The sequence below is a fragment of the Oceanobacillus neutriphilus genome (assembly GCF_014645515.1).
In the GTDB taxonomy this organism is placed as follows: domain Bacteria; phylum Bacillota; class Bacilli; order Bacillales; family Amphibacillaceae; genus Oceanobacillus; species Oceanobacillus neutriphilus.
Window position 1 is genome coordinate 33,503 of sequence record NZ_BMLW01000023.1, and the last position, 21,076, is coordinate 54,578.

Genomic DNA, 21,076 nt, shown 5'->3' on the forward strand with positions numbered 1-21,076 from the left:
TTAGCGCAAATGTTGTTAAACAGGCGTCCCCTTCATTCAAATTATTTTGGAAGAGATTCTGGCGGGTGTCAATATTTTAAAGGAAAAGTTTTTGATTTAAGATTAAGATAGATCAAGATGCGTTTTCTATCCATGTTACTCCATAATCGTCCCCGTTTGCTTAATTGAGTATCGGCACAATTAAAACGTGTAAAAAGATATCCGCTGATATATGTGCAATGATTGCGTATTCTAAACCTCTTTTCCAATACAAGTAACCGAACCATAAGCCTAAAAGTCCGTTTAAGACCAGAGTGCGGGTAACAATCACTGCGGATAACCCGCCAAAAACTTGTGCTGCAGCTGGTAAGTGTCCCAGCCCGAATAATATAGCTGCAAGGAAAATGGCTATATAATAAAAACTATGAGGAATATCCCCTTTTTGTTTTTTGGTTATCCAAGCCAGCAGCCATACAATGAGTGTCATCCCAAACAACCGCAGCATTATTTCTTCTGTAAATCCTCCGTATATGGAAGCAAGTAAGCCTTGCCACCAATTTGGCGAGGAGGATTGACCCATTGGTGCCTCCATCAAAGGACTAAATACAAATAAATCCAGAAGAATGGTAATAAGACTTCCAATTAACGCTACAACAATACTGCTTGTTAACCACTTTTTTGAGATATGTATGCGTGTTTCAGGGTAAACAATTCCATTTAATACAGGGGCATTTAATCCTGTACGATTTTGAAGCCTTAAACCAATTAATATCATCACAAACATATACACAATCTGAACTGTTGAATTTATCATAACTATTAATGAATTTGGTATATCTCCTGATGCAGATTGTCCGCCCATTAAAGTTATTTGATATGGAATGATAGCAAATATTCCTATGGTATTTAATATCGCAAATAATAAGACTAGTTTTATTCTCCACTTTCCCATGTATGTACCCCTTTCAATGCCACATACGATCTAATCCGATTACAATAATGATTACGATTACATCAATAATAGCTAATATTACAGAAATTTTTCCAACGATAGCGCCAAAGCCTATGGTGAAAATAGATGTTAAAATAGCTATAACACCTCTGTTTCCCAGTCTTTCTTTATTAACCGGTTCCCACGTATGGCCAAAACCCGCAAGAAAGGAAAATTCCCTGTTTGTTCGAACAACATAGCCAGCTCCAATTAAAGCTATACCGATAATTAGACCGATTATCATTTGAATTCCCATTTCTTTTGCCTCCTTTATATAATAGTTATTACGAATTTAGCATATAAAAGGTTTCATTCATTTAACAAAATGACCCTTTTCTGTAATACCTAACTAAAATATAAAGTTATCACGACATATAAATAGAATAAAATAATAGCAATTAGGTGCTGGATATTAACCAGCACCTAATTGCTATTAAAAATTTATTGATAACCCATTTGAACGTACCCATTTCTTAAATTCTTTCATCATTTCAAAGTTTTTCTCATTACCATAAGGTCCTGCATTTCTAAAAAACGCAATTTTTCTTGTGGGCAAATTCTCAACTTTAAATTTCATGTTATCCCTCCTGGAAATCAGCATATATCGATTTAAAATGTTTTTCCAGGTGTATTTTAAAACTATTTATAATATTAGCAAATATTTTTTAATCATGATAAAATGCCTCAAATTTATATTTTTAATTATTTTGAATAACAGGCTAATTGAGCAATCAAAAGTCTAGAATTGCCTTGATACAACAAGAACCAGGAAAGCACTATACTTTTTAACATATTCCCTTCATTATATCTTGCCTCGTTATTCATAAAACAGAAAATATAATTGTTCCAATCTCAATTAAAGGTACTTCCAGAAAAGGGTATAGAAGTATTCATATTTAATTTTTTACAGCATGAATATAATGGATTGTTTCAAATGCAGATAAATAGTCTGTACGATTGCGAAAGAATTTTTCATTAATCGCAGCAGGTGATAAATGTTCATCAATGAGTAACCCTAAGTTTTTTAATAATATGTCTATTTCATCATAGGTAAAACATGATTTCATGGGTTCACCGCTAGCTGAAGCCAATTGAACCATATTTTGAACACGATTAGATAATCCTTTTTCTATAAAAAGATTTTCGTCTGCATAATCAAAAACGATAGAGCTTCCTGATGGGATTTTAGCAAATAATTTATCAATTAAGCTGGCTATTTCCCCTTTTGTTAAATAATAAGAAACACCTAAAAGACTAAATAAAGTTTTTTTATCGGTGTTAAAACCTTCTTCGATTAGATTTTGAACAGTAAAATTTTTGGTGAAATCAGCTGAAATAAAATGGAGGTTATCTGGAATTTGATAATTAGCCTCTGCCAATCTCCCCTTTTTAAAATTCTGCGTTGCAGGGTGATCGACTTCAAATATTTCTAAGCTATTGTTTAAATTCGGATACCGGAAACAAAAGGTATCTAATCCAGCTCCTAAAATGACATACTGTTCAACACCCTGCGATATTTCATGAAATAATACATTTTCACAATAAGCTGCACGCGCTAAAGGCGTTGGAGAAAGTTGTACTTGTGTAATCCATTTTAAAATCTCTTCCGGGTCATTTTGAAACTCGTTCGCAATTTGAGCATTAAAGAATTGAATTCCGCCAATCATGTTCTCACGAATATCTGAGAATTCTTTTTGGGTAATAAAATCCTTTGCAATAAAATCGTCAAAAATTTTAGGCGTATCATATTTGCTGTGGTAAGCTCGACCAAAAGCTGAGATTAAGGAAGTTAAGCTTGATTCATTATTTTCCATACAATAATCCTCCATAAAAAAATAAGATTCCCCTGGCCAGGAGAACCTCATTATACACGGTAATATTTTAATTGTAAATTATAGCATAAATAGATTTTTTTGTCAAATATAATGACTTTGTAATACATCAAATTTATCGTGAAACTACGTATGAAATTTATATTTGTTAATTACAATGAATCTTTGATTTAATTATTTCTTGTCTCATCAAAAATTCTTTGCAGTTTTTTAGAATAGTTTTTAAGTGCTGGATCATAACTTGTACTCATATGGCTGCCGAAGTTATCTATGATATCTTGGGTAAGATCTATTTCAATATCTTTTTCTTTCTTCAACCGGTTTCTGATTATTTCATACAATGCTTCAGCAGCATCTTGAACAATAAATTTATTTTCTTTTTTAGAGATCTTATAGAGTTGTGTCAAAAACCAATTAGTATCGGCATCGGAATAAGTAAAGTACTGAATAGCAGTAGATACTTTTCCAACTACATTCCCCTTGAAAATCTTCTCCCCTTCTTTATATGTAAATTCTGTTTGTTCATCTTCCAGCTCACGCCACTATTTTACTTAGGACCAGAATGAGACATCACAACAAATATCACTTTCAGTTTTTTGAAGCGTTTATAACAACAGCTCCATCTCCGAATCCTTATTAACAAAGCCCATTTTCTTGTAAAGATGATAACCGTTGTCAGAGGCATGTAACCATATCCGCCCCACATCTGTCTGTTTACAGTGAGAAATACATTCTTCCAGTAATTTACGAGCTATTCCCAAGCCTCTGTATTCTGGCTTCGTGTACATATTCATTATGTATGCTTCTACTCCATTGATATTTTCCCCTTGAGGAGGTCTTTCAAAAAAGACCAATCCGCTTATAGCGATAATGGCTCCTTCGACTTCTGCTAACCAGGCAGAAAAAACACCCTTAGACAGCTTTTCCTTAAAATAAGACTGGTTTGCATGATACACTTTAGCCTTATTCCCTTCATTTACGTCACCAGCTGCTGTAAGAAGTTCTATTCTTAATTCGGTTATCGCATCAGCATCGCTTAACGAAGCTTTTCTAATAGACCAATCCATATTGTTTACCTCTCTATTATTTATTTTTTTCACTATTGCCAGTCAAAGCAATTCCGTTTAGCGCTCTAATTTCTGTAAAATTCCTGCTGCATTAAGGTTTGTCTGGTGTCCAATTAAATTACCATATCCAAATGCTCTATCCGCTCTTGCCTGAAATTCTTCTATCCAATTTCTTTTTCCGGACGCATCAGCTTGTGTAGCGTACATGGTAAAATCAGGGGATACTTTAGGTATTTCCCGCTTTAAAGATTCTGTTGCTCTATCAAAATCAAAAGTTAAAATGGCATGCTCTTTAAGAGAAATTTCGCCGGCTTCATACAATGACTTACTCATCCCGTTAAGCTCGTCAAAGTTAGCATTGGTAATATCATATTTTTCAGATAGCTCTTTCCAAATATTTAATGTATCTTTCTCCTTTAAAGACACATCTTGTGTTTTCTTTACTTCCTCACTAAACGGAGCTTCCGTTTCAGTGTTTGTAGTCCTTGACTTAATAAAGAACGCTTGTGATGGTATTGAAGTTATCTGATTAATATTCATAAGTTATTCCCTCCCGATTTTTTCTAATACTTTGTCAAACCTTAGCATTGTAAAACAAAGGAGAATGAATAGAAATATGTAAGAAAATAAACCTGTCTTCCTTTTATTCATAAGCATATCTCTGCTTAGAAGCCCGTTACCAGATCTACAAAATAGGATATATTCCCCTTCATTCATTTGTGACTATACTTATCTTGCTATATCAGTTACATGTATAGAAATATTTAGGATGAAAATTTATTTTTTTCTGAACAATTCAAATGAGGGAGGTTTAAAATTTTATGTTATTAATCATCAACTGGTATTTAGTGAATAAATAATTTCCTCACTGGTCTACTTGAAAAAACAAGTGATCACTTAAATTTAAAACAATATTAATTTCATTAATCAAGCGATTTCTTGAGTTGATCAGAAAAATAAAGATAATCTATAAAAATAGCAGGATAATCTCTTTGGTAAAAAATCTTCTAATCAAGCCTATATTGACCTACTAAAGGGATACGAATTAAAGAGAGGTTATTAAGTAGATTTGAAAAGCCAAAGAGGTTGACAAATGGAACAAATGTTCTATAATATAATTAGATTTATTGTTGAAATCTAAATAGGATTTTTGTTAAGGGGGAGCATATGAACTGTACAGCTGCATTGCATCAAATTGAGATAGCAGTGGAAACCATCATTCAAATCATCGGGACTTTGGCAGAAGAAGATATACAGAAAAGGCCTACAGCCGATAAACATTCAATTGGAGAATTATTAGAGCATTTAGCTGTCATCTGTGAAGCTGATCGACGAATAGCGCAGGAAGCAACACAAGCTGAAATGGAAGAATTTTATACAGGTGTTTCTTATAAAACATTAGCTTCCATTAAAGCAGGTTTGCTTACAAATTTTAAAGCATTAAAAAATGAGTATCTGACTTTAACTGAGGTCGAACTCAAGCAAGAAACAACCTCTTATTGGGGTGTGACGTACACTCGGTATGAATGGTTGCTAGAGATATTAGCCCATATTTATCACCACCGAGGCCAATTACACGCCATGCTTGTTCACTGTTACCATCACGACCCTAATATCTTGTTGTTTGAATAATGGATTTATGTCAATAAATAGGAGGATTTTTTAAATTCCTAGTACGTTGCGCTTTCTCTACTATGTGTTAAAGAAAGAGGAGAGTTTGCCACTTTCTTTAACACACAAGCTAATTACATTCTTCTATGATGCCATCTTACGCAGATACTTTTTGTCATACGCAATTGGTGATATATATCCAATGGTTATCACCATCTCCTTCATTGAAGTATTAAATTAGAATGAAATTATAGTGATTTTATTTTGTTAAACTATTAACATGATAAATTTTAATAAGGGGCTCCAAAACTTGATTTTGGAACCCCTCTACCTTTTCATTGAAAATTTCTGCTGCTAAAATCAAAACATGGCCGTTGTACATCAATCATCTTCAGATACCGGGCCATCATATTCAGGATCATCAGAAGGCGGTTGAATTTCAGTTAGTAATAAAGCGTCGTGTCCTTCTTCATCAGTTATGGTGAACAACAAGCTCTGCCCTTCTTGCAACCCTGCTTCTCCAGCTGCTACATATGGGAAATTAGAAAAATCACCACTAAAATCTCCGTTTTCATCAGCTTCTAGATCCATTGTATCTGCAGTAAAAGCATCTACCTCTGAAACCTGCACATCAACTTCTGGTAATGTCTTTCCGTAGTAGGTTGATGTATTCTCGTAAAATTCGGGTAAATAAGTTGCCTCTTTGATTTCTTTTATTGCTTCTGTTTCTGAGCTTCTCTCTACCAGCTCCATCCCTTCTTCTGCCGGCTGGATAGGGAGTACAAATTGCTGCTCATGAGGCATACTACCCATAACATACACAATCAACTCATCATCGGCTTCGAATTTTGTTCCACCGAGAGGAATTGTAAAATTACCTTCTTCTGACACTTCCGGATCTACTGTTTCCATTTCATCTGTATCTGGTAATGGCAACTCAAATCGAATATCTTGATCGGGATTAATCTTACCACTATATACAACTGTATTTTCATATATATAAGGTAATTCCAGGTTCTCCAGAGCTTCAGGATACACGGTATTACCGTCAGCATCCGGATTTTCCCGGCCACTTACCTCATCAGGATCGTAAATGCCAGGCTCCACCCCTTCATCAATCTCTACATTCTCCTCACTCTCTCCTTTTGCCTCAGCGGATTGCTCTTGTTGGTTTCCTTCATTATCTGAGGATATGTCGTCTTCCAGCCCTTCATCTTCATGCTGTGCATTTTCTTCGTTTTCTGACGGATTACCGTTACCATTTCCTGTTTCTTCAGACTCCGAGCTACTGCATGCTGTGAGCATAATGACAAAACTTATTAAACCATAGTATAAAAACGCTCGCATTAATTATTCAACTCCTGCTTTAAAAGATTATATAGTAACTTATTCCCAAATATGAAGTGGTAAAACATGATTGTTCTCTATAACTGATCTTTAAGCAGCATTCTTTTGTTTTCTTCTCCATCGTAAGTCTGAGATTCTTTTATATATACAGATAAAATAGCCTCTTCTGTTATAAATTCCAACTTCTAAAATATTTAGTCACCATGTTGACTTCCTTTACTATTCATTGTATATTAAAGTAGTCAACATGGTGACTAAATAAAGAAAGGAGTTTCATATGGATATCCAATCATTAATGAAAGAGCTGCATTTTATGCAGCAAAGCTATGCAACATTGTTTTCAGTTACTAATAAGGTGCAGGCGCAGGGAGATGAAAAACTGGATATATTAACGTCCCGGCAGCATATGACGCTTATTGCTATTGCCCATATGTCCCTCGAAAATGCCACACTCATGAATATTGCCAGAAAATTAGATACAACCAAGCAGACGGCCAACAAATCGGTTACAAGTCTTGAAAAAAAAGGTTACGTCCGAATTGAGCCTAGTAAAACAGATAAACGCTCTATCAATGTTGTCATTACAAATGAAGGAAAACAAGCGCTGGTTACTTCTTCAGAAAAGACAACACTTTTTTTGGAAGAAATATTTCATGAATTTACAACGGATGAAATTGAAACATTTTGGAACTTGTTACAGAAGCTCTATCGTTTTGATGGCAAAACACAGGATGGTTTTGAGGAAAAGGCAACGCTTGAATTTAAAGAGCAATTACAGTCTGATCTAGATAGCTACCAGGAAAAAGTATTAACAGAATTCTCAAAACGTCGATATGGAGGTGCAAATAATGAATGAAACCTATTTGGGACATACGCTTCACCAAAAAGCAAAAGATGCAGAGAATAAGATTAAAGAAAAAACCTATGATATGAAGGAAAAAGTCCAATTATCTATTTCCAAGACAAAATATAAACTTAGCCGTCAGAAAAACCGATATGTAGATGACAATTATATCTCCATTGCAATTGCTTCTTTTCTCGTTGCTGTTTCATTGTTCACTGCAACCAGCTGGCTATTTTATCTGGGTGTTGGCAGTATTTTAATTAATGCCGTATTGCTCATTTTTACCTTTATAAAAAATTAGTGAAAGAAAGGAATCAATGTGATGGATACAATAGTCTCTGTAAGTAATCTCGAAAAAAGTTATCACTCTAAAAAAGCTGTAGCAGGCATTAGTTTTTCCATTCAGAAAGGAGAAATTATTGGTCTTTTAGGTCCAAACGGGGCCGGAAAAAGTACGACCATTAATATTCTGGCTACCGTGTTATCTCCCGATCATGGAGAAGTACAAATTTTAGGTTATGATTTAATTCGTGAAGCGAAGTCAATCAAAAAAGAGATTGGCATTGTTCCACAGGATATTGCTATATTTGAAGAAATCACAGCGGAACAAAATGTCCGCTTCTTTGCCGGTTTATATGGATTTAAGAGGAATAAATTGAATGAATTAGTTCAGGAAGCACTGGAGTTAGTGGGTTTATATGATAAAAAAGATGATAAACCTAGAACTTTTTCAGGTGGTATGAAACGCAGATTAAACATTGCTTGCGCGATTGCTCATCAACCTAAATTAATCATTATGGATGAACCAACAGTTGGAATCGACCCGCAATCCAGAAACCATATTTTGAATTCTATCAAAACACTGCGTCAAAATGGCGCTACAATTATTTACTCTACCCACTATATGGAAGAAGTGGAAAGCCTCTCTGACCGGATCATGATTATGAATGAAGGCAGGATTATTGCGGAAGATACAAAGGAAAATTTAATCCAAAACATCGGAAATGGAATTACTTATACGTTTAAGATTAATAATTTTAACCAGATCAATAAAAATGAAATATTTCAGATTCATGGTGTGACTAATGTTCAATTAACTGGAAAAGATTTATTTATTACAAGTGAAAAAAACAAGGATACCCTGCACAGCATTGTTTCTTTACTACTCGATAATGGCTGTTCATTTGAAAAGATGACAAGTAAAGAAGCGTCTCTGGAAACTGCCTTTTTAGACTTGACGGGTAGAAGTCTTCGGGATTAAGGAGGATAACATGCGTTTTTTAAGAATTGTAAAATTTGATTTCGGGAATATTTTCAAGAATTCGACTTTACTTATTTCAAACACTGTCATACCGCTTATTTTAATAGGATTGATGGGGTTTGTTACCCAATCTTTTTTCGGAAATGGCATAATGAGTTCTTATGATTATTATGGAGTCTCTATGGTCATTCTCTCCGCCCTATTGATTATTATGACAGCTACTAATGCCTTTATGGAAGGGCGAGTGAAGCAGGCGAATATACGGATGATTTATGCACCTATTCCAAAATTCGAAATCTATTTATCTAAAATAATATCCACTTATATATTGGGTACATTAGCCTTCAGCAGTATCTTAATAATTGGACAATATTTTTTTTATATTAACTATGGCGGTACAAATCTTCCATACATTTTGTTGATCGTAAATATGCTTGTTTTGTTTGGCAGTTGTTTTGGTACGATGATGTGTTGTTTGTTAGGAGATGAAGAAAAAGCAAGTTCCATTTCGCAATTACCAGTGCTTCTTTTTAGTGCTTTTGGAGGCATTTTCTTCAGCGTATATGGGCTAGGTAAAATGGTGGCTGCCATATCATGCCTATCCCCTGTCAGATGGATTATGGAATGTGCATTTCGTATTATTTATGATAACGATTTCGCATTACTATTGCCTGTTACTTTCTCTCTTCTTGGCGCTTCCATAGTTTGCATTGTTATATGTCAATTAACGTTTAAACCGGAGGAATTCACATGTTAAGTCTAATTAAAAACAAGTTTTTGCGAATTCCTGAGAAACTGCATATCTTGATTATCGCAGTGATTGTGATGCCCTTGTTTATTGGCGCTGCCATATTTTTTTCGGGACATTTTATGACTTCCTATAAAATTGCATTTATTACAGACCAAGCCGTCTCCATACCAGAAAATGAGGCTATGCGGATCAACAAAATGAATGAAGCACCAACTGCATCTTCGCTGGCAATGGGAGAATATAACGCATTTGTTGAGACAAATAAAAATGGTGAATTTACAGTCACTACATTAAATGACGAATCAGATAAAAAAGCAATTCAGACATTCTTTGAGACTGGGAAGCTTCCAGAAATCAATAAAACGGAGCAACGTGGTACTGGTACAAACATACTTGGTTTTGTACTCGTGGTTGCTTTAATGCAAGGTGTCGCTTTAACAACTTTCTATCCGGATGATAGGAATAACGCAACATTTAAACGGATACTTACATCACCGGCAGAAAGCAAACAATATTTAGCTGCACAGGGCATATTCACATTTATTGGTTTATATGTTCCAACTTTTACAGCTATTGCTATTACAAAAATAATCTTTGGGGCAGAAATTGGTTTTGGATTGGGGACTCTGGCAATACTGCTCGTGATCCTGACCTCTCTTGCAACAGCTTTTTCTTTATTTATGGCATCTATTATGAATAGAAATATCAGTTTGGCTACAAGTGGAATCAGTATTGTTACTTGTATTATGGCAGGATGCTTTTTTAGTTTCACCGGCGATTCCGAAGTATTAGATGTTATTAGTAATATCCTTCCACAAAAAGCATTTATGGCTATGAGTCAAACTGTCGAAAATGGGGCATCCTTTCAAGAATTTGCAGGGGCGCTTAGTTATATCTTTTTATGGATCATTGTTTTAGGGGTAGCAGGTAATGTGGTAACAAAAAGAAAGATTAAAAAAGGTGTCTATTAATTAAAATCTTTCCATGCTACATTGCTTCCTTATGAATTAAAAGAAGAGTATTCCTCCTCTTCCTTTAATTCATAGGCTAATTACATTCTTCTATAAAGCTATCTTCTTGCTATACACCCCTTTTTGAGATGTCTGCGAAAATTAAATTTATAGCCCTCACCACTCCAGGGCTTTCCTGTTGTTTTCCACTTTCGGTTTCACTGCATATACTTTAAATCCCTTATTGTGACTGTTCTTTGAATTACAATCATTAAAGGGTGTTAAATTACTGATTCCATGTTATCCTTAAATGACTAAAATAAAATAACGGTCATTTAAGGAGATATTATGCCCAAGAAATTCAGTCATGGAGAAAAAGAAAAAATTAGAAAAACAATACTAAAAGAGTACAAAAAGTATTTAATTAGTGACGAAGAAAATTCTAAAATCAGTGTTGATAGTTTAGTAAAGAAAGCTAATATTGCGAAAGGTACGTTTTATTTTTTCTTCGATAATAAGGAGGAATTATTTCTTGAAGTAGTTATGGAAGTTCTTATAGTAATTGAAAAACAAATCGAGGAAATTAAACTATCAAGTCTTTCCAATTCTGCTTTTCTTTTTAATCTTTTGCTTTATTTGAAGAGTGTAGTAAAAGAATACCCATGGGTTATTAAAATCACTGGACAAGAGTTTAATGCCATGCTAAATAAACTGTCACTGGAAGGAAAAAATCAAATTAATTCTCGGAAACAACTATTATGGGAAAAGGTTTACAATTTCATTGCAGATGATTTAATCGTTAGCAAAACTGTTTTTCAAGGTCTTGTTTCAATATTATTGCTTTCCATAGCTGATAGCAATGAAATTATTAACTATAATGAATCCTATAGAGAATTAGCATTAATGATTACGAATAGAAGTGTTGGAAAGGAATGACTATATGAACAAGTTACTACGTATTTTGTTTATTATTTTAATTGTTGCCATGACTGGTGCTGCGATCATGCAGTTATTTTTCCCAGAAATGATGGGTTCTAATTCAGAATATGGTATTGCGCCCGGTTGGCAGAGAGAAATTGGATTTTGGAACTTAGCCATCTTACCCATTCTAATTGGAGTAAATTTGAAATACGACTATTACTATTTAAGAATTGTTGTCATATCTTTGATAGTTGGTGGTTTAGGTTTCGGCACTAATCATCTTCTAGGATTTATGGAGGATGGGAGTAAAACTATCAGTTTGATTGGAGCTGTAGAAAACTATCTGTTGGTGTTATTTTGGCTAATTGGTCTAAGAATAGAGAGCTCTAACAACAAGCCATCTAAGAAGGCTCTTCAATAGGTTCTATACGTAAAAATTAATGTTAATAAATTGAAGAAATTAAGTCATGCAAAAACAAGCTCTATATGAGACATAACTCATATTTTATATAAAAAGGTTGCATAAGAATTTGATATGCAGCCTTTTTTACTGTTCTATTCTATATTAAATACTTTGCAAGAACATCAACAGCGGCTTCAATGATATTATCTTTATCCAAGTTATCATTTTCTTTATAAAGAATCCTGTCAATTACCGCGGAAATGAAGTCAACTATAATCGCAGATGTTGCTTCCATATCATAAACATTATTTTCTGACCGGGCGATAAAACTCATTGTCATTATTCGTATTCGCTCAGTTTGTGTATCCATAATACGTGCTACCTGTGGCTTTGAATAATACATGATGTTCATTTCCCTGTTTAATGTTTTCACAGACTCATGTATATCAAGTAACTTAACAATAAGATTTCTTAACCATTGTCTAATATCGCTGGTATATAGTTCATAGCTTAGATCCTCATCTTTTTCATGGAAAAATGAAAGAAACTTCTTATGGTAGCTATCCAATATACTAAGAAATATCGCATCTTTATCATTGAAATATGAGTATAAGCTTCCGATTGAAACACCTGCAACTTTTGCTATTTCATTTGTTGTTGTATCATAATACCCTTTTTCGCTGAATAATTTTAATCCGGCCTCCAATATCTTATCCCGGTTTTGCTTGCTCCTGTCCTGTTTAGGAATTCGACGCTTTGATATATTTGAATTGTTTCCCAATTTATGACCATCCCTTCCATTATAACCAGTAGTCTAAAGCTCTTCTTCTGAATTGTCAATATAAAGCGAGCATTTGCTCACATTTCATTGACAACAAAAATAAAAGAGAATAGACTTAAAAACACGAGTAATTACTCACGTTATTTTAAAAATTATGAGGTGATCTTATTAGTAATCTTGAAACTCTGCCAGTACCAAAGCAAATCAGGAATTTTTCTACGCCGGCTATCCTTGCCTTAGTAGTAAATTCAATCAATATGGCAATTGACCGTATCTTCATAGCTATAGGTGTCAATACGCTAGCTATCTCAGCTGTAACGGTAGCTTTTGGCTTATATCTTATTATGCAATCGTTAGCTCAGCTTATTGGATCTGGGGCAGGAGCAAATCTATCCATTGTTTTGGGGAAAAATGATACTGAACGTGCTAAAAAAATTGTAGGTACCTCGTTCGTTTTATCATTAGGACTGTCCTTATCAATTGCTGTGTTGGGGTTCATATTCCTTAAACCTGTCCTGTACTTGTATGGTGCCAACAGCGGGAATATTGATTATGCTATGGAGTATTCAACTTATTTTCTAGTTGGTTCTGTCTTCTTTGTTATTTCACAATCCATGAATAGTATCATCCGCAGCATGGGTTTTGCTAAAAGAGCATTCATCAATTTTATTGCAGGTATATTTGTTAATATCATTCTTGTTCCTATATTCATATTTGTTTTAGGACTAGGCGTTGGCGGTGCTGCTCTCGGGACCGTAATTGCAAACCTTGTCAGTGCTGCATTATCCTTGCAATTCTTATTTAAAAATAAGACTGGTGTCATGCTGCATCATACATACATGCGCTTTTTTCTTGATGAAATAAAGCAAATTCTATCCATTGGATTTTCCGGCTTCATTGGACAAATATCTTTAAGTCTGGTTTCTTTAATTTTCAATAGAATATCGTATGAATACGGAGGTAACACTGGGCTTGCCGCTTACGGGATAATATACACCATCGCTATGCTCGTATATATGCCAATCATAGGGCTTGGACAAGGAATTCAGCCTATTATCGGCTACAGCTACGGCCATACAGCATTAGAACGAGTAAAGGAAACGATGAAATATGCCATAAAGTATGTACTGATTTTTTGTGTCTTTATGTTCCTTTTAATTGAGATTTTTACCAGCTATATTATTTCAGCATTTGGCGGGAACACCGACCCTGAATTGTTGAATACTGCGACGTTAGGCATGCGCATATTTTGCTGTATGGTGCCAATTGTTGGTGTTCAAATGATCGGTGCCAATTTCTTTCAGTATATCGGAGATGCACAGAAAGCTATTTTTCTAAGTTCTTTAAGACAGCTTATTCTGCTGATTCCACTTGTGTATATTTTGCCAAGGTTCTTTGGTTTATTGGGAGTTTGGTTGGCTGCCCCTTTCGCTGACCTTTTATCATTTATAGTAGTCGTATTTTATTTATGGGTTCAATATAAAAAATTCAGGATTGATGCAAGTTTGAAAATGAAGGATCAAATACTTTAATATGTACAACAAAAGATTTGGTATTCCCTTTTTATCTATTACTCCTCCGCCAACATAGAGGTGATTTCTAGGCATGCCGATTGATAAATCAGTTCCTCGGTTATTTTTAAAATACAGGGTTTCAAATTGGCTGTCGTTTAGGATTTTTTTCCGTAACTCGAAATTTTTGTCATGATCTTCCCAGTCTTTTATAGGTTCTTCCCCATCTGCCCGAGCCCCGCGTAAGATTGATTGCCATAATGATTGCAGGGCTTTTTCTTTATTTAAATGAGGAAAGACTTTGGTTGCCCATACAAAGCTCGGAACAACTAGAAGACACCAGCGTATCTCGTGAGATCTAATCTTTGCATTATGAGCCTTCAGCTTGGTACGGGAGGCCTTCTGGAATCGGCTCATTCGTTCTGGAGGAACAGCCTTAAACACATCTGGGTTTTCAGAAATAATATGTATGTAAGCAGCTCCCGCATCATCCCATTCCTTAAAACGTGCAGCTTGCCAATCTGGAAAGTGATCGATGGCTTCATCTGCTGCATGTAAATAAAATTCTTTAGCAGACTGTTCATCTGCCCAATCCACTACCACATTTGAAGCTCCTGCATCATAGGCTGCTTTTTGGATCTGACGTGCAAATGCAGCATTTTCTATATCACTATGAATAATTACTAATTGATTCTTTTGCACATTTATGCCCATACGAACAGCGAGCTCTGCATACTTTTCCAGCTGTTCCGTACTAACAAGATGATATTTTTCTTTACTCATTGCACACTCGCTCCTATTTTTTCATAATGCTATTCTATTTTAGGTTAACATAGGTTTTTTATATAAAAAAGATAATTAAATTATTTTTCTATACAGACCTAATATTAATATAATTTTTTACTTGCTCCATATTTCCTGTAGTTATTTATTTTTTTATAGGAACTCTTGACACTATGAAACATTATCTTTAAAATAAATGCAAGTAAGTACTTACTATGTATTGGAGGAAAAGATTTGCATACTTCAACGGAAGATAAAATTATTGAAGCAGCGATAGAATTAGTTTATGAAAAAGGTTATAAGGGAGCCACAACCAGAGCGATCGCTCAAAAAGCAAATGTAAATGAAGTGACCATATTCCGCCATTTTGGTAATAAAAAAGGCATCGTGGAAGCAGCCATTCAAAAATATGCGTTTGTTGACTTGCTGGAAGATACCTTTGCTGAAAAAGTGGTTTGGGATATAGAAAAAGATTTAAAAATGTTAGTCAAAGAATACCAGACTTTATTGGATCAGAAAAAAACATTGATCTTATTGGCGTTAAGAGAATCTAATGAATTTGCTGAATTAAATGATATGCTAAAAAAAGTCCCACAATCATATATTGAAATCATCACACATTATTTTGAACAAATGATAGAAAGAGAAAAAATAAAAAAATTAGACCCCTATACCCTTGCAACTAATTTTGCTTTTATTAACTTTGGATATTTCTTATCGAAAACAAGAATCATGTCAGAAACAGAGGAACTGTCCATTGAAGAATTTATAGATAAAAATATCGCATTTTTTATCCAAGCACTACAATAATTTTTTTTGAATAATATGCAAGCATGTACTTGCTTTCAATCAAAGGAGGATTCATATGAGTGTACTAAAAAGTTTTTTTAGACAAAAAGATACCCTTTTAGGTATTGCCGCAGCAATTGCCTTTCAACTTATTTTTGTTATCGTCTGGTTAACTGGTTATGACGGCGTTTATGATCGGACAGATCAATTTTCAATTGGAATCGTAAATGATGACCTAGAGATTGGAGAAGAAATTGTAACTGAAATAAAAGACAGAGATTTATTTCAAATAACAGAATATGAGCAATTAAATAATGCAAAAGAGAATTTAGATAAGCGGAACATAAACCTGCTTATTCATCTTCCGGACAATATGATGGAACAGCTGCAAAACAGTGAAACGGTATCAATCAATTATTTTATTAATCAATCTGCCCCTACCTTAACGAAGCAAATGATGGAAACAGCCGCTAATTCGTTAAATGACCAAGTCAATCAACAGGTTCGGGAAACCATAGATGCTCAAATAGCAGAGAATATTCCACCGATGGTTGCAGCAGAAGCTCCAGATGAAGAATTGGCAGCAGTTATCGAAGAGGTTGCTGGTCAAGTAGTAGATCTGGTACAAGAAAATACACAAGTCCATCCTGTAAACGCAAATATAGAAAAAACAAATGATAAAGAAGGATTTGCGATTACAATGGTTCCGCTGTTAATCGTATTAGCATCCTATATTAGTGCTATGTTGATTAGTCAGTATTTACAGATTACAAATGGAAAATTAAAACAGGAACACGGCCGTTTTTCCCTTTTCTTTGGCAGACAGCTTATTAATATTCTATTAGCAGCTGGCATTTCTTTATTGACCGTTTGTCTCATGTATTTATTTCATATTGAGCTGGATTACCATTTTATTGCCTTATGGGGAATTCAGGCACTATTGCTTTTTAGTTTTTTAGCAATCTCCCAGTTTTTCGTAATGCTGTTTGGAAATCCTGGTATGATTTTTAACATTGCATTAACAGCAACACAATTAGTTAGTTCAGGGGCTATTGTACCTCGTGAGTTATTACCTTCTTTTTACTATGAACTTGGGAACTTACTGCCTGCCACTTATGGAGTGAACAGCTATTTAAGTTTAATTTATGGTGGAGGAAATCTTAGTGCTGATTTAAAACATCTGATAATTATTATTGTCGTACTGCTAGGACTGGCACTTGTTGTACAAATTCTATTTTCTATATGGGATCGATTCAAAATACAAAAGTCAAGGGTGAATAGTTGACCTTCCCCACTCTTTAATAGTTTATTTTTAGCAAGAAGAATTAAATATGCAATATAACAAATTAAAATATATAGCGATTATAAAGAGCTTAAATTTAAAAAAATCCCAAATCACTTAAACAAGGAGTGATTTGGGATTTTTAATGGATTTATCTTTACTATCTTCACTATGTATATTTCTGGCCCGCTAATGTTCTCACTTTGGCTCTTGGTGGATCTTTCCATAAATACTCACCTACTTATAATGAAATAATCTCTTCTCATATTGACCTAACAGGTAAATGCAGATATAATAATTTCATTAACCTATCAGGTCAAAATGATTGTAATTATCATTTAGACTAGAAAGGAATTATGAAGATGAATATTTCTAAACTTGATGAAGAACGAAAAATTGCAATATTAAATTCAGCATTAAAGGAATTTTGTATGAGGGGTTATGATAATGCTTCAACAAATGTAATTGCTAAAGAAGCTGGTATTTCAAAAGCGTTAATGTTTCACTATGTAAATAATAAACAGGATCTCTTTCTTTATGTATATGATTATTTCACACAATTACTTGATAAAGAATATTATTCAAAACTCGACTTTTCCGATAAAGATATTTTCAATCGTTTACGTCAATCATATTTGCTTCAAATAGACCTGCTTAAGCAATATCCCTGGATTATTGATATAGATAAATTAACGGGCGAAGGAAGTTCAGATGAAATTAATAAAGCCCTTTCAAATAGAAATAATAATAGCCGTTCATCATACGAGCGTAAAATCTTTGATCTGATAGATAACTCTAAGTTTCGGCCAGAACTGAATATTGAAATATGTAAACAGTTTATTCTCTGGTCTAACATTGGATTTACCAATCAAATTTTAGATGAGATTCGAAATTCTGAACCTATAGACTATGAAAAAATTATTGCAACGCTTGACAGGTACTTTGATGAACTGCGAAAAGTCTTTTACAAATCTGAGGAGATAGGAAATGGATAATAAACAGAAACCAATAGTTATTGAATTTCCGTTAAGAGGCGAATGGAATGCTCCTACTACTCCTGCTAAGAAAGTTCCCAGTCATGGAACGAACAGAATGGGATTGCGATATGCCTTTGATTTCTTACAGCTGAATTGGAACCATTCCCATAAGCTGTCGTATGATGTGAGCATTTTGCGCTATTTATTATTAGGAGTTCCGTTGAAAAAATGCTATTGCTGGGGAGAAAAAATCTACGCTCCATGTGATGGAGAAGTTGTATTCGTGGAAGATGGAAACCGCGAAAGAAAGATTGCTCATTGGCTTGTAGATTCGCTTATTGGAATAAAGAATTCCCTTTTCTTTAACGAAAGGAAACACAATTTTAATAAAATTGCTGGTAATTATATCATTCTTAAATGTTCTGATGGTGTATATATAGCTTTTGTACACTTACAGACCAACTCTGCCAAAGTTTGTCTGCATGATAAATTAGAAAAAGGAGCACATATAGGGAATGTTGGACATTCTGGAAACTCAACCTTCCCCCATTTGCACTTTCAAGTTATGAACAGTGATGATATTGCAAACTCTCGAGGTATTCCCTGTCTATTTGAAGAATACGAGATATACCGAAATGGACAATGGGAAACAGTACATCATTCCATTCCCTCTGCCACTGATAGAATACGATTTACAAAGTAAAGGTTATCTCCCTTTAATCTCAAATTAAAAATCTTTCCCGCTATGGTCTGAATTACAATACAGAAACGCCAATAAATGTTTGTTCGATTTTAAATAAAGAGCAAGATGCAAATAGGCTATATTGATGTGTAAATAACGCTGTAAGCTCAAATTAATTACAGATTTGGCTTACAGCATATAATTTATCAGAGCCATATCCTTACCTGTATACAGGGATTTAAAACAGAAATTTATGTAGTGATTTTAAAGAATCACAAAATCCAGGTCTATTTCACCTGTGAATATTTCATTCTAAAATATACAAGGAGATCAGCTCCTATTTTTATAATTAGCGTAACACCAATAGTTAAAATAACATTCGGGATAAAACTGCTAAAAAAGAAAAATGAATTATCCTCCATTTTGGTTAGCATTTCTTCCACCTGATAATGCTGTATCGGAAACAGGTTTAATATTTTAGCTACTATTCCTGTTTGATAAATTTGCCCTGACAAATATGGTAAGAAAAAGATTCCTAGAGAAACTGCTAATGATATAAAAGGTGATTTTGTCATGGAAGAAATAAGTAAAGTAATGCCAACAACCGAAAGTAAACCTAATAATTGAACTCCAATCACTAAAAGATAAGCTTGTAAGTTATTCATTTCCAGAGGAAAATCATACAGCATAACAGAAAAATTCGTCTGAATACTAGCGTCCCAACCGCTCATCCCGTAGTAATAATTAAAAAATAGAAAAGAAATCAATTGGATAACAAAAAATATTAAAGTAGAAACTCCTGCCGCTACAATAATTTTTGCTATCGTTAATTTTCCTCTGCCATATTTGGTAGAGAGTAATAACTGATTTATTTTGCTGGCAGCTTCATTCGAAAAAACAGAAGCACAAATAAAAATAATAAACAAACTTGCAAGGAGAAACATATTATTTGTAACCAGAAACAAATTTCCCCATGTGTTGTAAGCTCCAAGTTTTAAAGGTTTATCAAAACTTGCAAATCCAACTTCCTGAACGGTTGGAACATCCATTTGATGGAAGGTTATCTCTTGGCCATTTTCCATTGCATCATTCATTTTGAGATACATATCTTCTTCTTTAGGGAAGAAGACACTTGCTATATACCAGGAAAATAAATCAAGCGGTCTTTTTTCTACAGTATGACTTTGATATTCAACCATATAATCTGACAAAACCTCTTCTACTATTTGATCATTAAAGTCACCTGTATACTTATTTGTAATCTCTGAATAATACTCTGGATATCCTATCTCCTCATTGTTTTGCTCCGCATAGGAAAGCTGGGAATAATAATAACCTACTAAAAAAATACCAGCTATAATGACAAGTGAAACAATACTAGTCACTAAAAAAGTACGATTTCTAACCAATTTCTCCAATTCATATTTTATCAATGACATCATTTCACAGCCTTCTTTCCTAAATAATATAAATATAAATCCTCCAATGCAGGTGGAACCCTCTTCGCGTTCTCTGTTGGAGCTTCTTTAGAAATAATTCGTAAGACCGTTCCTTGTGCTTCATGCTTTTGATTACTGACTAAGTGTTTTGCTGTTAACTCATCAATAGAAACACCCTGGATAAAACATTCCCACACCTGGCCGTCAATTTCTTTTACCAGTTCTGTTGAACTTCCTCTGTTTTCAATTTTGCTGTTATTTAAAATCAGGATTTCATCAGCGATATATTCCACATCTGAAACGATGTGTGTAGATAATATGATGATTTTTTCCTTTGAAAAAGAGCTGATCAAATTTCTAAACCGCACTCTTTCTTTTGGATCAAGTCCAACTGTCGGTTCATCTAAAATCAATACCTTCGGGTCATTTATCATTGCTTGGGCAATTCCTAAGCGTTGTTTCATTCCTCCTGAATACTTCTTAATCTTTTTATTTTCCACATCTTCTAAACCAACTAATTGTAATAATTCTTTACATTTCTCTTTAGCCATATTTTTATCTAAACCTTTTAAGGCGGCCATATACAATAAAAATTTTAAAGCAGTAAAGTCAGGGTAGTAACGGAAATCTTGAGGTAAAAATCCAAGTATAGAACGAAATGAATCTGCTTTTTCCTTCGTATTTTCTCCGTTATAAATAATAGAACCTTCATCTGCCTTTATCACTCCACAGATAATACGCATCAGGGTTGTTTTACCCGAACCGTTTGCCCCTAATAATCCATAAACTCCAGGTTCTAATGCAATGGAAATATTATTTAATACTGTTGTCTTTTCATATCTCTTTGATATATTTTTAATTTCCAAAGTCATATA

The 21,076-nt window shown here is 34.1% G+C and carries 25 protein-coding genes; 13 read left to right on the forward strand and 12 right to left on the reverse strand.

What is annotated here, in order from left to right; genetic code table 11:
• Positions 1-160: 160 nt before the first annotated feature.
• The 7 genes from IEX29_RS25245 to IEX29_RS25270 all read right to left on the reverse strand — a co-directional run bounded on the left by IEX29_RS25245 (position 161) and on the right by IEX29_RS25270 (position 4,409).
• Positions 161-931: a CPBP family intramembrane glutamic endopeptidase gene (locus tag IEX29_RS25245; protein ID WP_188738434.1), complete on the reverse strand. Its 771-nt coding sequence runs from the start codon at positions 929-931 to the stop codon at positions 161-163.
• Between the two features lie 13 nt (positions 932-944).
• On the reverse strand, positions 945-1,226 hold the full coding sequence (locus IEX29_RS25250) for a hypothetical protein (RefSeq protein WP_188738438.1): 282 nt from the start codon (positions 1,224-1,226) through the stop codon (positions 945-947).
• A gap of 177 nt (positions 1,227-1,403) precedes the next feature.
• Positions 1,404-1,547: a GyrI-like domain-containing protein gene (locus IEX29_RS25255; RefSeq protein ID WP_188738440.1), complete on the reverse strand. Its 144-nt coding sequence runs from the start codon at positions 1,545-1,547 to the stop codon at positions 1,404-1,406.
• A gap of 319 nt (positions 1,548-1,866) precedes the next feature.
• Positions 1,867-2,784: a class I SAM-dependent methyltransferase gene (locus IEX29_RS25260; protein ID WP_188738442.1), complete on the reverse strand. Its 918-nt coding sequence runs from the start codon at positions 2,782-2,784 to the stop codon at positions 1,867-1,869.
• A gap of 188 nt (positions 2,785-2,972) precedes the next feature.
• Entirely contained in the window at positions 2,973-3,209 is a 237-nt protein-coding gene (locus tag IEX29_RS26935) for a hypothetical protein (protein ID WP_229720389.1), read from the reverse strand.
• A gap of 198 nt (positions 3,210-3,407) precedes the next feature.
• A complete protein-coding gene (locus IEX29_RS25265; RefSeq protein WP_188738444.1) occupies positions 3,408-3,869 on the reverse strand; it encodes a GNAT family N-acetyltransferase in 462 nt (153 codons plus the stop codon).
• Positions 3,870-3,926: 57 nt separating this feature from the next.
• On the reverse strand, positions 3,927-4,409 hold the full coding sequence (locus tag IEX29_RS25270) for a hypothetical protein (protein ID WP_188738446.1): 483 nt from the start codon (positions 4,407-4,409) through the stop codon (positions 3,927-3,929).
• A gap of 627 nt (positions 4,410-5,036) precedes the next feature.
• Here IEX29_RS25270 and IEX29_RS25275 point away from each other — a divergent pair.
• A complete protein-coding gene (locus IEX29_RS25275; protein ID WP_188738448.1) occupies positions 5,037-5,501 on the forward strand; it encodes a DinB family protein in 465 nt (154 codons plus the stop codon).
• A gap of 360 nt (positions 5,502-5,861) precedes the next feature.
• Here IEX29_RS25275 and IEX29_RS25280 read toward each other — a convergent pair whose 3' ends face one another.
• Entirely contained in the window at positions 5,862-6,827 is a 966-nt protein-coding gene (locus tag IEX29_RS25280) for a hypothetical protein (protein WP_188738450.1), read from the reverse strand.
• A gap of 277 nt (positions 6,828-7,104) precedes the next feature.
• On the opposite strand from IEX29_RS25280, the gene IEX29_RS25285 reads away from it, so the two are divergent.
• From IEX29_RS25285 to IEX29_RS25315, 7 genes are all read left to right on the forward strand, one after another.
• Positions 7,105-7,683, forward strand: coding sequence for a MarR family winged helix-turn-helix transcriptional regulator (locus IEX29_RS25285; protein ID WP_188738452.1), 579 nt, complete (start codon positions 7,105-7,107; stop codon positions 7,681-7,683).
• A complete protein-coding gene (locus IEX29_RS25290; RefSeq protein ID WP_188738454.1) occupies positions 7,676-7,972 on the forward strand; it encodes a hypothetical protein in 297 nt (98 codons plus the stop codon). The genes IEX29_RS25285 and IEX29_RS25290 overlap by 8 nt, the downstream gene beginning before the upstream one ends.
• 21 nt (positions 7,973-7,993) lie before the next feature.
• Entirely contained in the window at positions 7,994-8,932 is a 939-nt protein-coding gene (locus IEX29_RS25295) for an ABC transporter ATP-binding protein (RefSeq protein WP_188738456.1), read from the forward strand.
• A 10-nt stretch (positions 8,933-8,942) separates the two neighbouring features.
• Positions 8,943-9,689 (forward strand): ABC transporter permease, encoded by a 747-nt coding sequence (locus IEX29_RS25300; protein WP_188738458.1) that lies wholly within the window; start codon positions 8,943-8,945, stop codon positions 9,687-9,689.
• A complete protein-coding gene (locus IEX29_RS25305; RefSeq protein ID WP_188738460.1) occupies positions 9,683-10,654 on the forward strand; it encodes an ABC transporter permease in 972 nt (323 codons plus the stop codon). The genes IEX29_RS25300 and IEX29_RS25305 overlap by 7 nt, the downstream gene beginning before the upstream one ends.
• A 327-nt stretch (positions 10,655-10,981) precedes the next feature.
• Positions 10,982-11,569 carry a TetR/AcrR family transcriptional regulator gene (locus IEX29_RS25310; RefSeq protein WP_188738461.1) on the forward strand — a complete coding sequence of 196 codons (588 nt, stop codon included), beginning with the start codon at positions 10,982-10,984 and terminating at the stop codon, positions 11,567-11,569.
• Positions 11,570-11,573: 4 nt separating this feature from the next.
• The gene (locus tag IEX29_RS25315) at positions 11,574-11,975 is read left to right on the forward strand and encodes a hypothetical protein (RefSeq protein WP_188738463.1); all 402 of its coding nucleotides are present in this window, start codon (positions 11,574-11,576) and stop codon (positions 11,973-11,975) included.
• Positions 11,976-12,114: 139 nt separating this feature from the next.
• On the opposite strand, the gene IEX29_RS25320 is transcribed toward IEX29_RS25315, so the two are convergent.
• Positions 12,115-12,738, reverse strand: coding sequence for a TetR/AcrR family transcriptional regulator (locus IEX29_RS25320; protein ID WP_188738465.1), 624 nt, complete (start codon positions 12,736-12,738; stop codon positions 12,115-12,117).
• 227 nt (positions 12,739-12,965) lie between these two features.
• Between IEX29_RS25320 and IEX29_RS25325 the strand changes: the two genes are divergently transcribed.
• Positions 12,966-14,270 (forward strand): MATE family efflux transporter, encoded by a 1,305-nt coding sequence (locus IEX29_RS25325; RefSeq protein ID WP_268239125.1) that lies wholly within the window; start codon positions 12,966-12,968, stop codon positions 14,268-14,270.
• Here the strand turns inward: IEX29_RS25325 and IEX29_RS25330 are convergent.
• Positions 14,205-15,032 carry an aminopeptidase gene (locus IEX29_RS25330; RefSeq protein ID WP_188738469.1) on the reverse strand — a complete coding sequence of 276 codons (828 nt, stop codon included), beginning with the start codon at positions 15,030-15,032 and terminating at the stop codon, positions 14,205-14,207. The two genes, IEX29_RS25325 and IEX29_RS25330, sit on opposite strands and share 66 nt — an antisense overlap.
• Before the next feature lie 234 nt (positions 15,033-15,266).
• Between IEX29_RS25330 and IEX29_RS25335 the strand changes: the two genes are divergently transcribed.
• The 4 genes from IEX29_RS25335 to IEX29_RS25350 all read left to right on the forward strand — a co-directional run bounded on the left by IEX29_RS25335 (position 15,267) and on the right by IEX29_RS25350 (position 18,783).
• Positions 15,267-15,842, forward strand: coding sequence for a TetR/AcrR family transcriptional regulator (locus IEX29_RS25335; RefSeq protein ID WP_188738471.1), 576 nt, complete (start codon positions 15,267-15,269; stop codon positions 15,840-15,842).
• Positions 15,843-15,897: 55 nt separating this feature from the next.
• Positions 15,898-17,106, forward strand: a complete 1,209-nt coding sequence (locus tag IEX29_RS25340) for a YhgE/Pip domain-containing protein (protein ID WP_188738473.1) — start codon at positions 15,898-15,900, stop codon at positions 17,104-17,106.
• Between the two features lie 353 nt (positions 17,107-17,459).
• Positions 17,460-18,098, forward strand: a complete 639-nt coding sequence (locus IEX29_RS25345; protein WP_229720390.1) for a TetR/AcrR family transcriptional regulator — start codon at positions 17,460-17,462, stop codon at positions 18,096-18,098.
• Positions 18,091-18,783 (forward strand): M23 family metallopeptidase, encoded by a 693-nt coding sequence (locus IEX29_RS25350; protein ID WP_188738477.1) that lies wholly within the window; start codon positions 18,091-18,093, stop codon positions 18,781-18,783. Before IEX29_RS25345 ends, IEX29_RS25350 begins: the two co-directional genes overlap by 8 nt.
• Positions 18,784-19,049: 266 nt before the next feature.
• Here IEX29_RS25350 and IEX29_RS25355 read toward each other — a convergent pair whose 3' ends face one another.
• A complete protein-coding gene (locus IEX29_RS25355; RefSeq protein WP_188738479.1) occupies positions 19,050-20,204 on the reverse strand; it encodes an ABC transporter permease in 1,155 nt (384 codons plus the stop codon).
• Positions 20,201-21,073: an ABC transporter ATP-binding protein gene (locus tag IEX29_RS25360; RefSeq protein WP_188738481.1), complete on the reverse strand. Its 873-nt coding sequence runs from the start codon at positions 21,071-21,073 to the stop codon at positions 20,201-20,203. The genes IEX29_RS25355 and IEX29_RS25360 overlap by 4 nt, the downstream gene beginning before the upstream one ends.
• Positions 21,074-21,076: the final 3 nt, after the last annotated feature.

Coding starts and splice junctions, on each gene's coding strand:
- IEX29_RS25245 (WP_188738434.1), bottom strand. CDS start 931: ATGGGAAAGTGGAGAATAAAACTAGTCTTATTATTTGCGATATTAAAT.
- IEX29_RS25250 (WP_188738438.1), bottom strand. CDS start 1,226: ATGGGAATTCAAATGATAATCGGTCTAATTATCGGTATAGCTTTAATT.
- IEX29_RS25255 (WP_188738440.1), bottom strand. CDS start 1,547: ATGAAATTTAAAGTTGAGAATTTGCCCACAAGAAAAATTGCGTTTTTT.
- IEX29_RS25260 (WP_188738442.1), bottom strand. CDS start 2,784: ATGGAAAATAATGAATCAAGCTTAACTTCCTTAATCTCAGCTTTTGGT.
- IEX29_RS25265 (WP_188738444.1), bottom strand. CDS start 3,869: ATGGATTGGTCTATTAGAAAAGCTTCGTTAAGCGATGCTGATGCGATA.
- IEX29_RS25270 (WP_188738446.1), bottom strand. CDS start 4,409: ATGAATATTAATCAGATAACTTCAATACCATCACAAGCGTTCTTTATT.
- IEX29_RS25275 (WP_188738448.1), top strand. CDS start 5,037: ATGAACTGTACAGCTGCATTGCATCAAATTGAGATAGCAGTGGAAACC.
- IEX29_RS25280 (WP_188738450.1), bottom strand. CDS start 6,827: ATGCGAGCGTTTTTATACTATGGTTTAATAAGTTTTGTCATTATGCTC.
- IEX29_RS25285 (WP_188738452.1), top strand. CDS start 7,105: ATGGATATCCAATCATTAATGAAAGAGCTGCATTTTATGCAGCAAAGC.
- IEX29_RS25290 (WP_188738454.1), top strand. CDS start 7,676: ATGAATGAAACCTATTTGGGACATACGCTTCACCAAAAAGCAAAAGAT.
- IEX29_RS25295 (WP_188738456.1), top strand. CDS start 7,994: ATGGATACAATAGTCTCTGTAAGTAATCTCGAAAAAAGTTATCACTCT.
- IEX29_RS25300 (WP_188738458.1), top strand. CDS start 8,943: ATGCGTTTTTTAAGAATTGTAAAATTTGATTTCGGGAATATTTTCAAG.
- IEX29_RS25305 (WP_188738460.1), top strand. CDS start 9,683: ATGTTAAGTCTAATTAAAAACAAGTTTTTGCGAATTCCTGAGAAACTG.
- IEX29_RS25310 (WP_188738461.1), top strand. CDS start 10,982: ATGCCCAAGAAATTCAGTCATGGAGAAAAAGAAAAAATTAGAAAAACA.
- IEX29_RS25315 (WP_188738463.1), top strand. CDS start 11,574: ATGAACAAGTTACTACGTATTTTGTTTATTATTTTAATTGTTGCCATG.
- IEX29_RS25330 (WP_188738469.1), bottom strand. CDS start 15,032: ATGAGTAAAGAAAAATATCATCTTGTTAGTACGGAACAGCTGGAAAAG.
- IEX29_RS25340 (WP_188738473.1), top strand. CDS start 15,898: ATGAGTGTACTAAAAAGTTTTTTTAGACAAAAAGATACCCTTTTAGGT.
- IEX29_RS25345 (WP_229720390.1), top strand. CDS start 17,460: ATGAAGATGAATATTTCTAAACTTGATGAAGAACGAAAAATTGCAATA.
- IEX29_RS25350 (WP_188738477.1), top strand. CDS start 18,091: ATGGATAATAAACAGAAACCAATAGTTATTGAATTTCCGTTAAGAGGC.
- IEX29_RS25355 (WP_188738479.1), bottom strand. CDS start 20,204: ATGATGTCATTGATAAAATATGAATTGGAGAAATTGGTTAGAAATCGT.
- IEX29_RS25360 (WP_188738481.1), bottom strand. CDS start 21,073: ATGACTTTGGAAATTAAAAATATATCAAAGAGATATGAAAAGACAACA.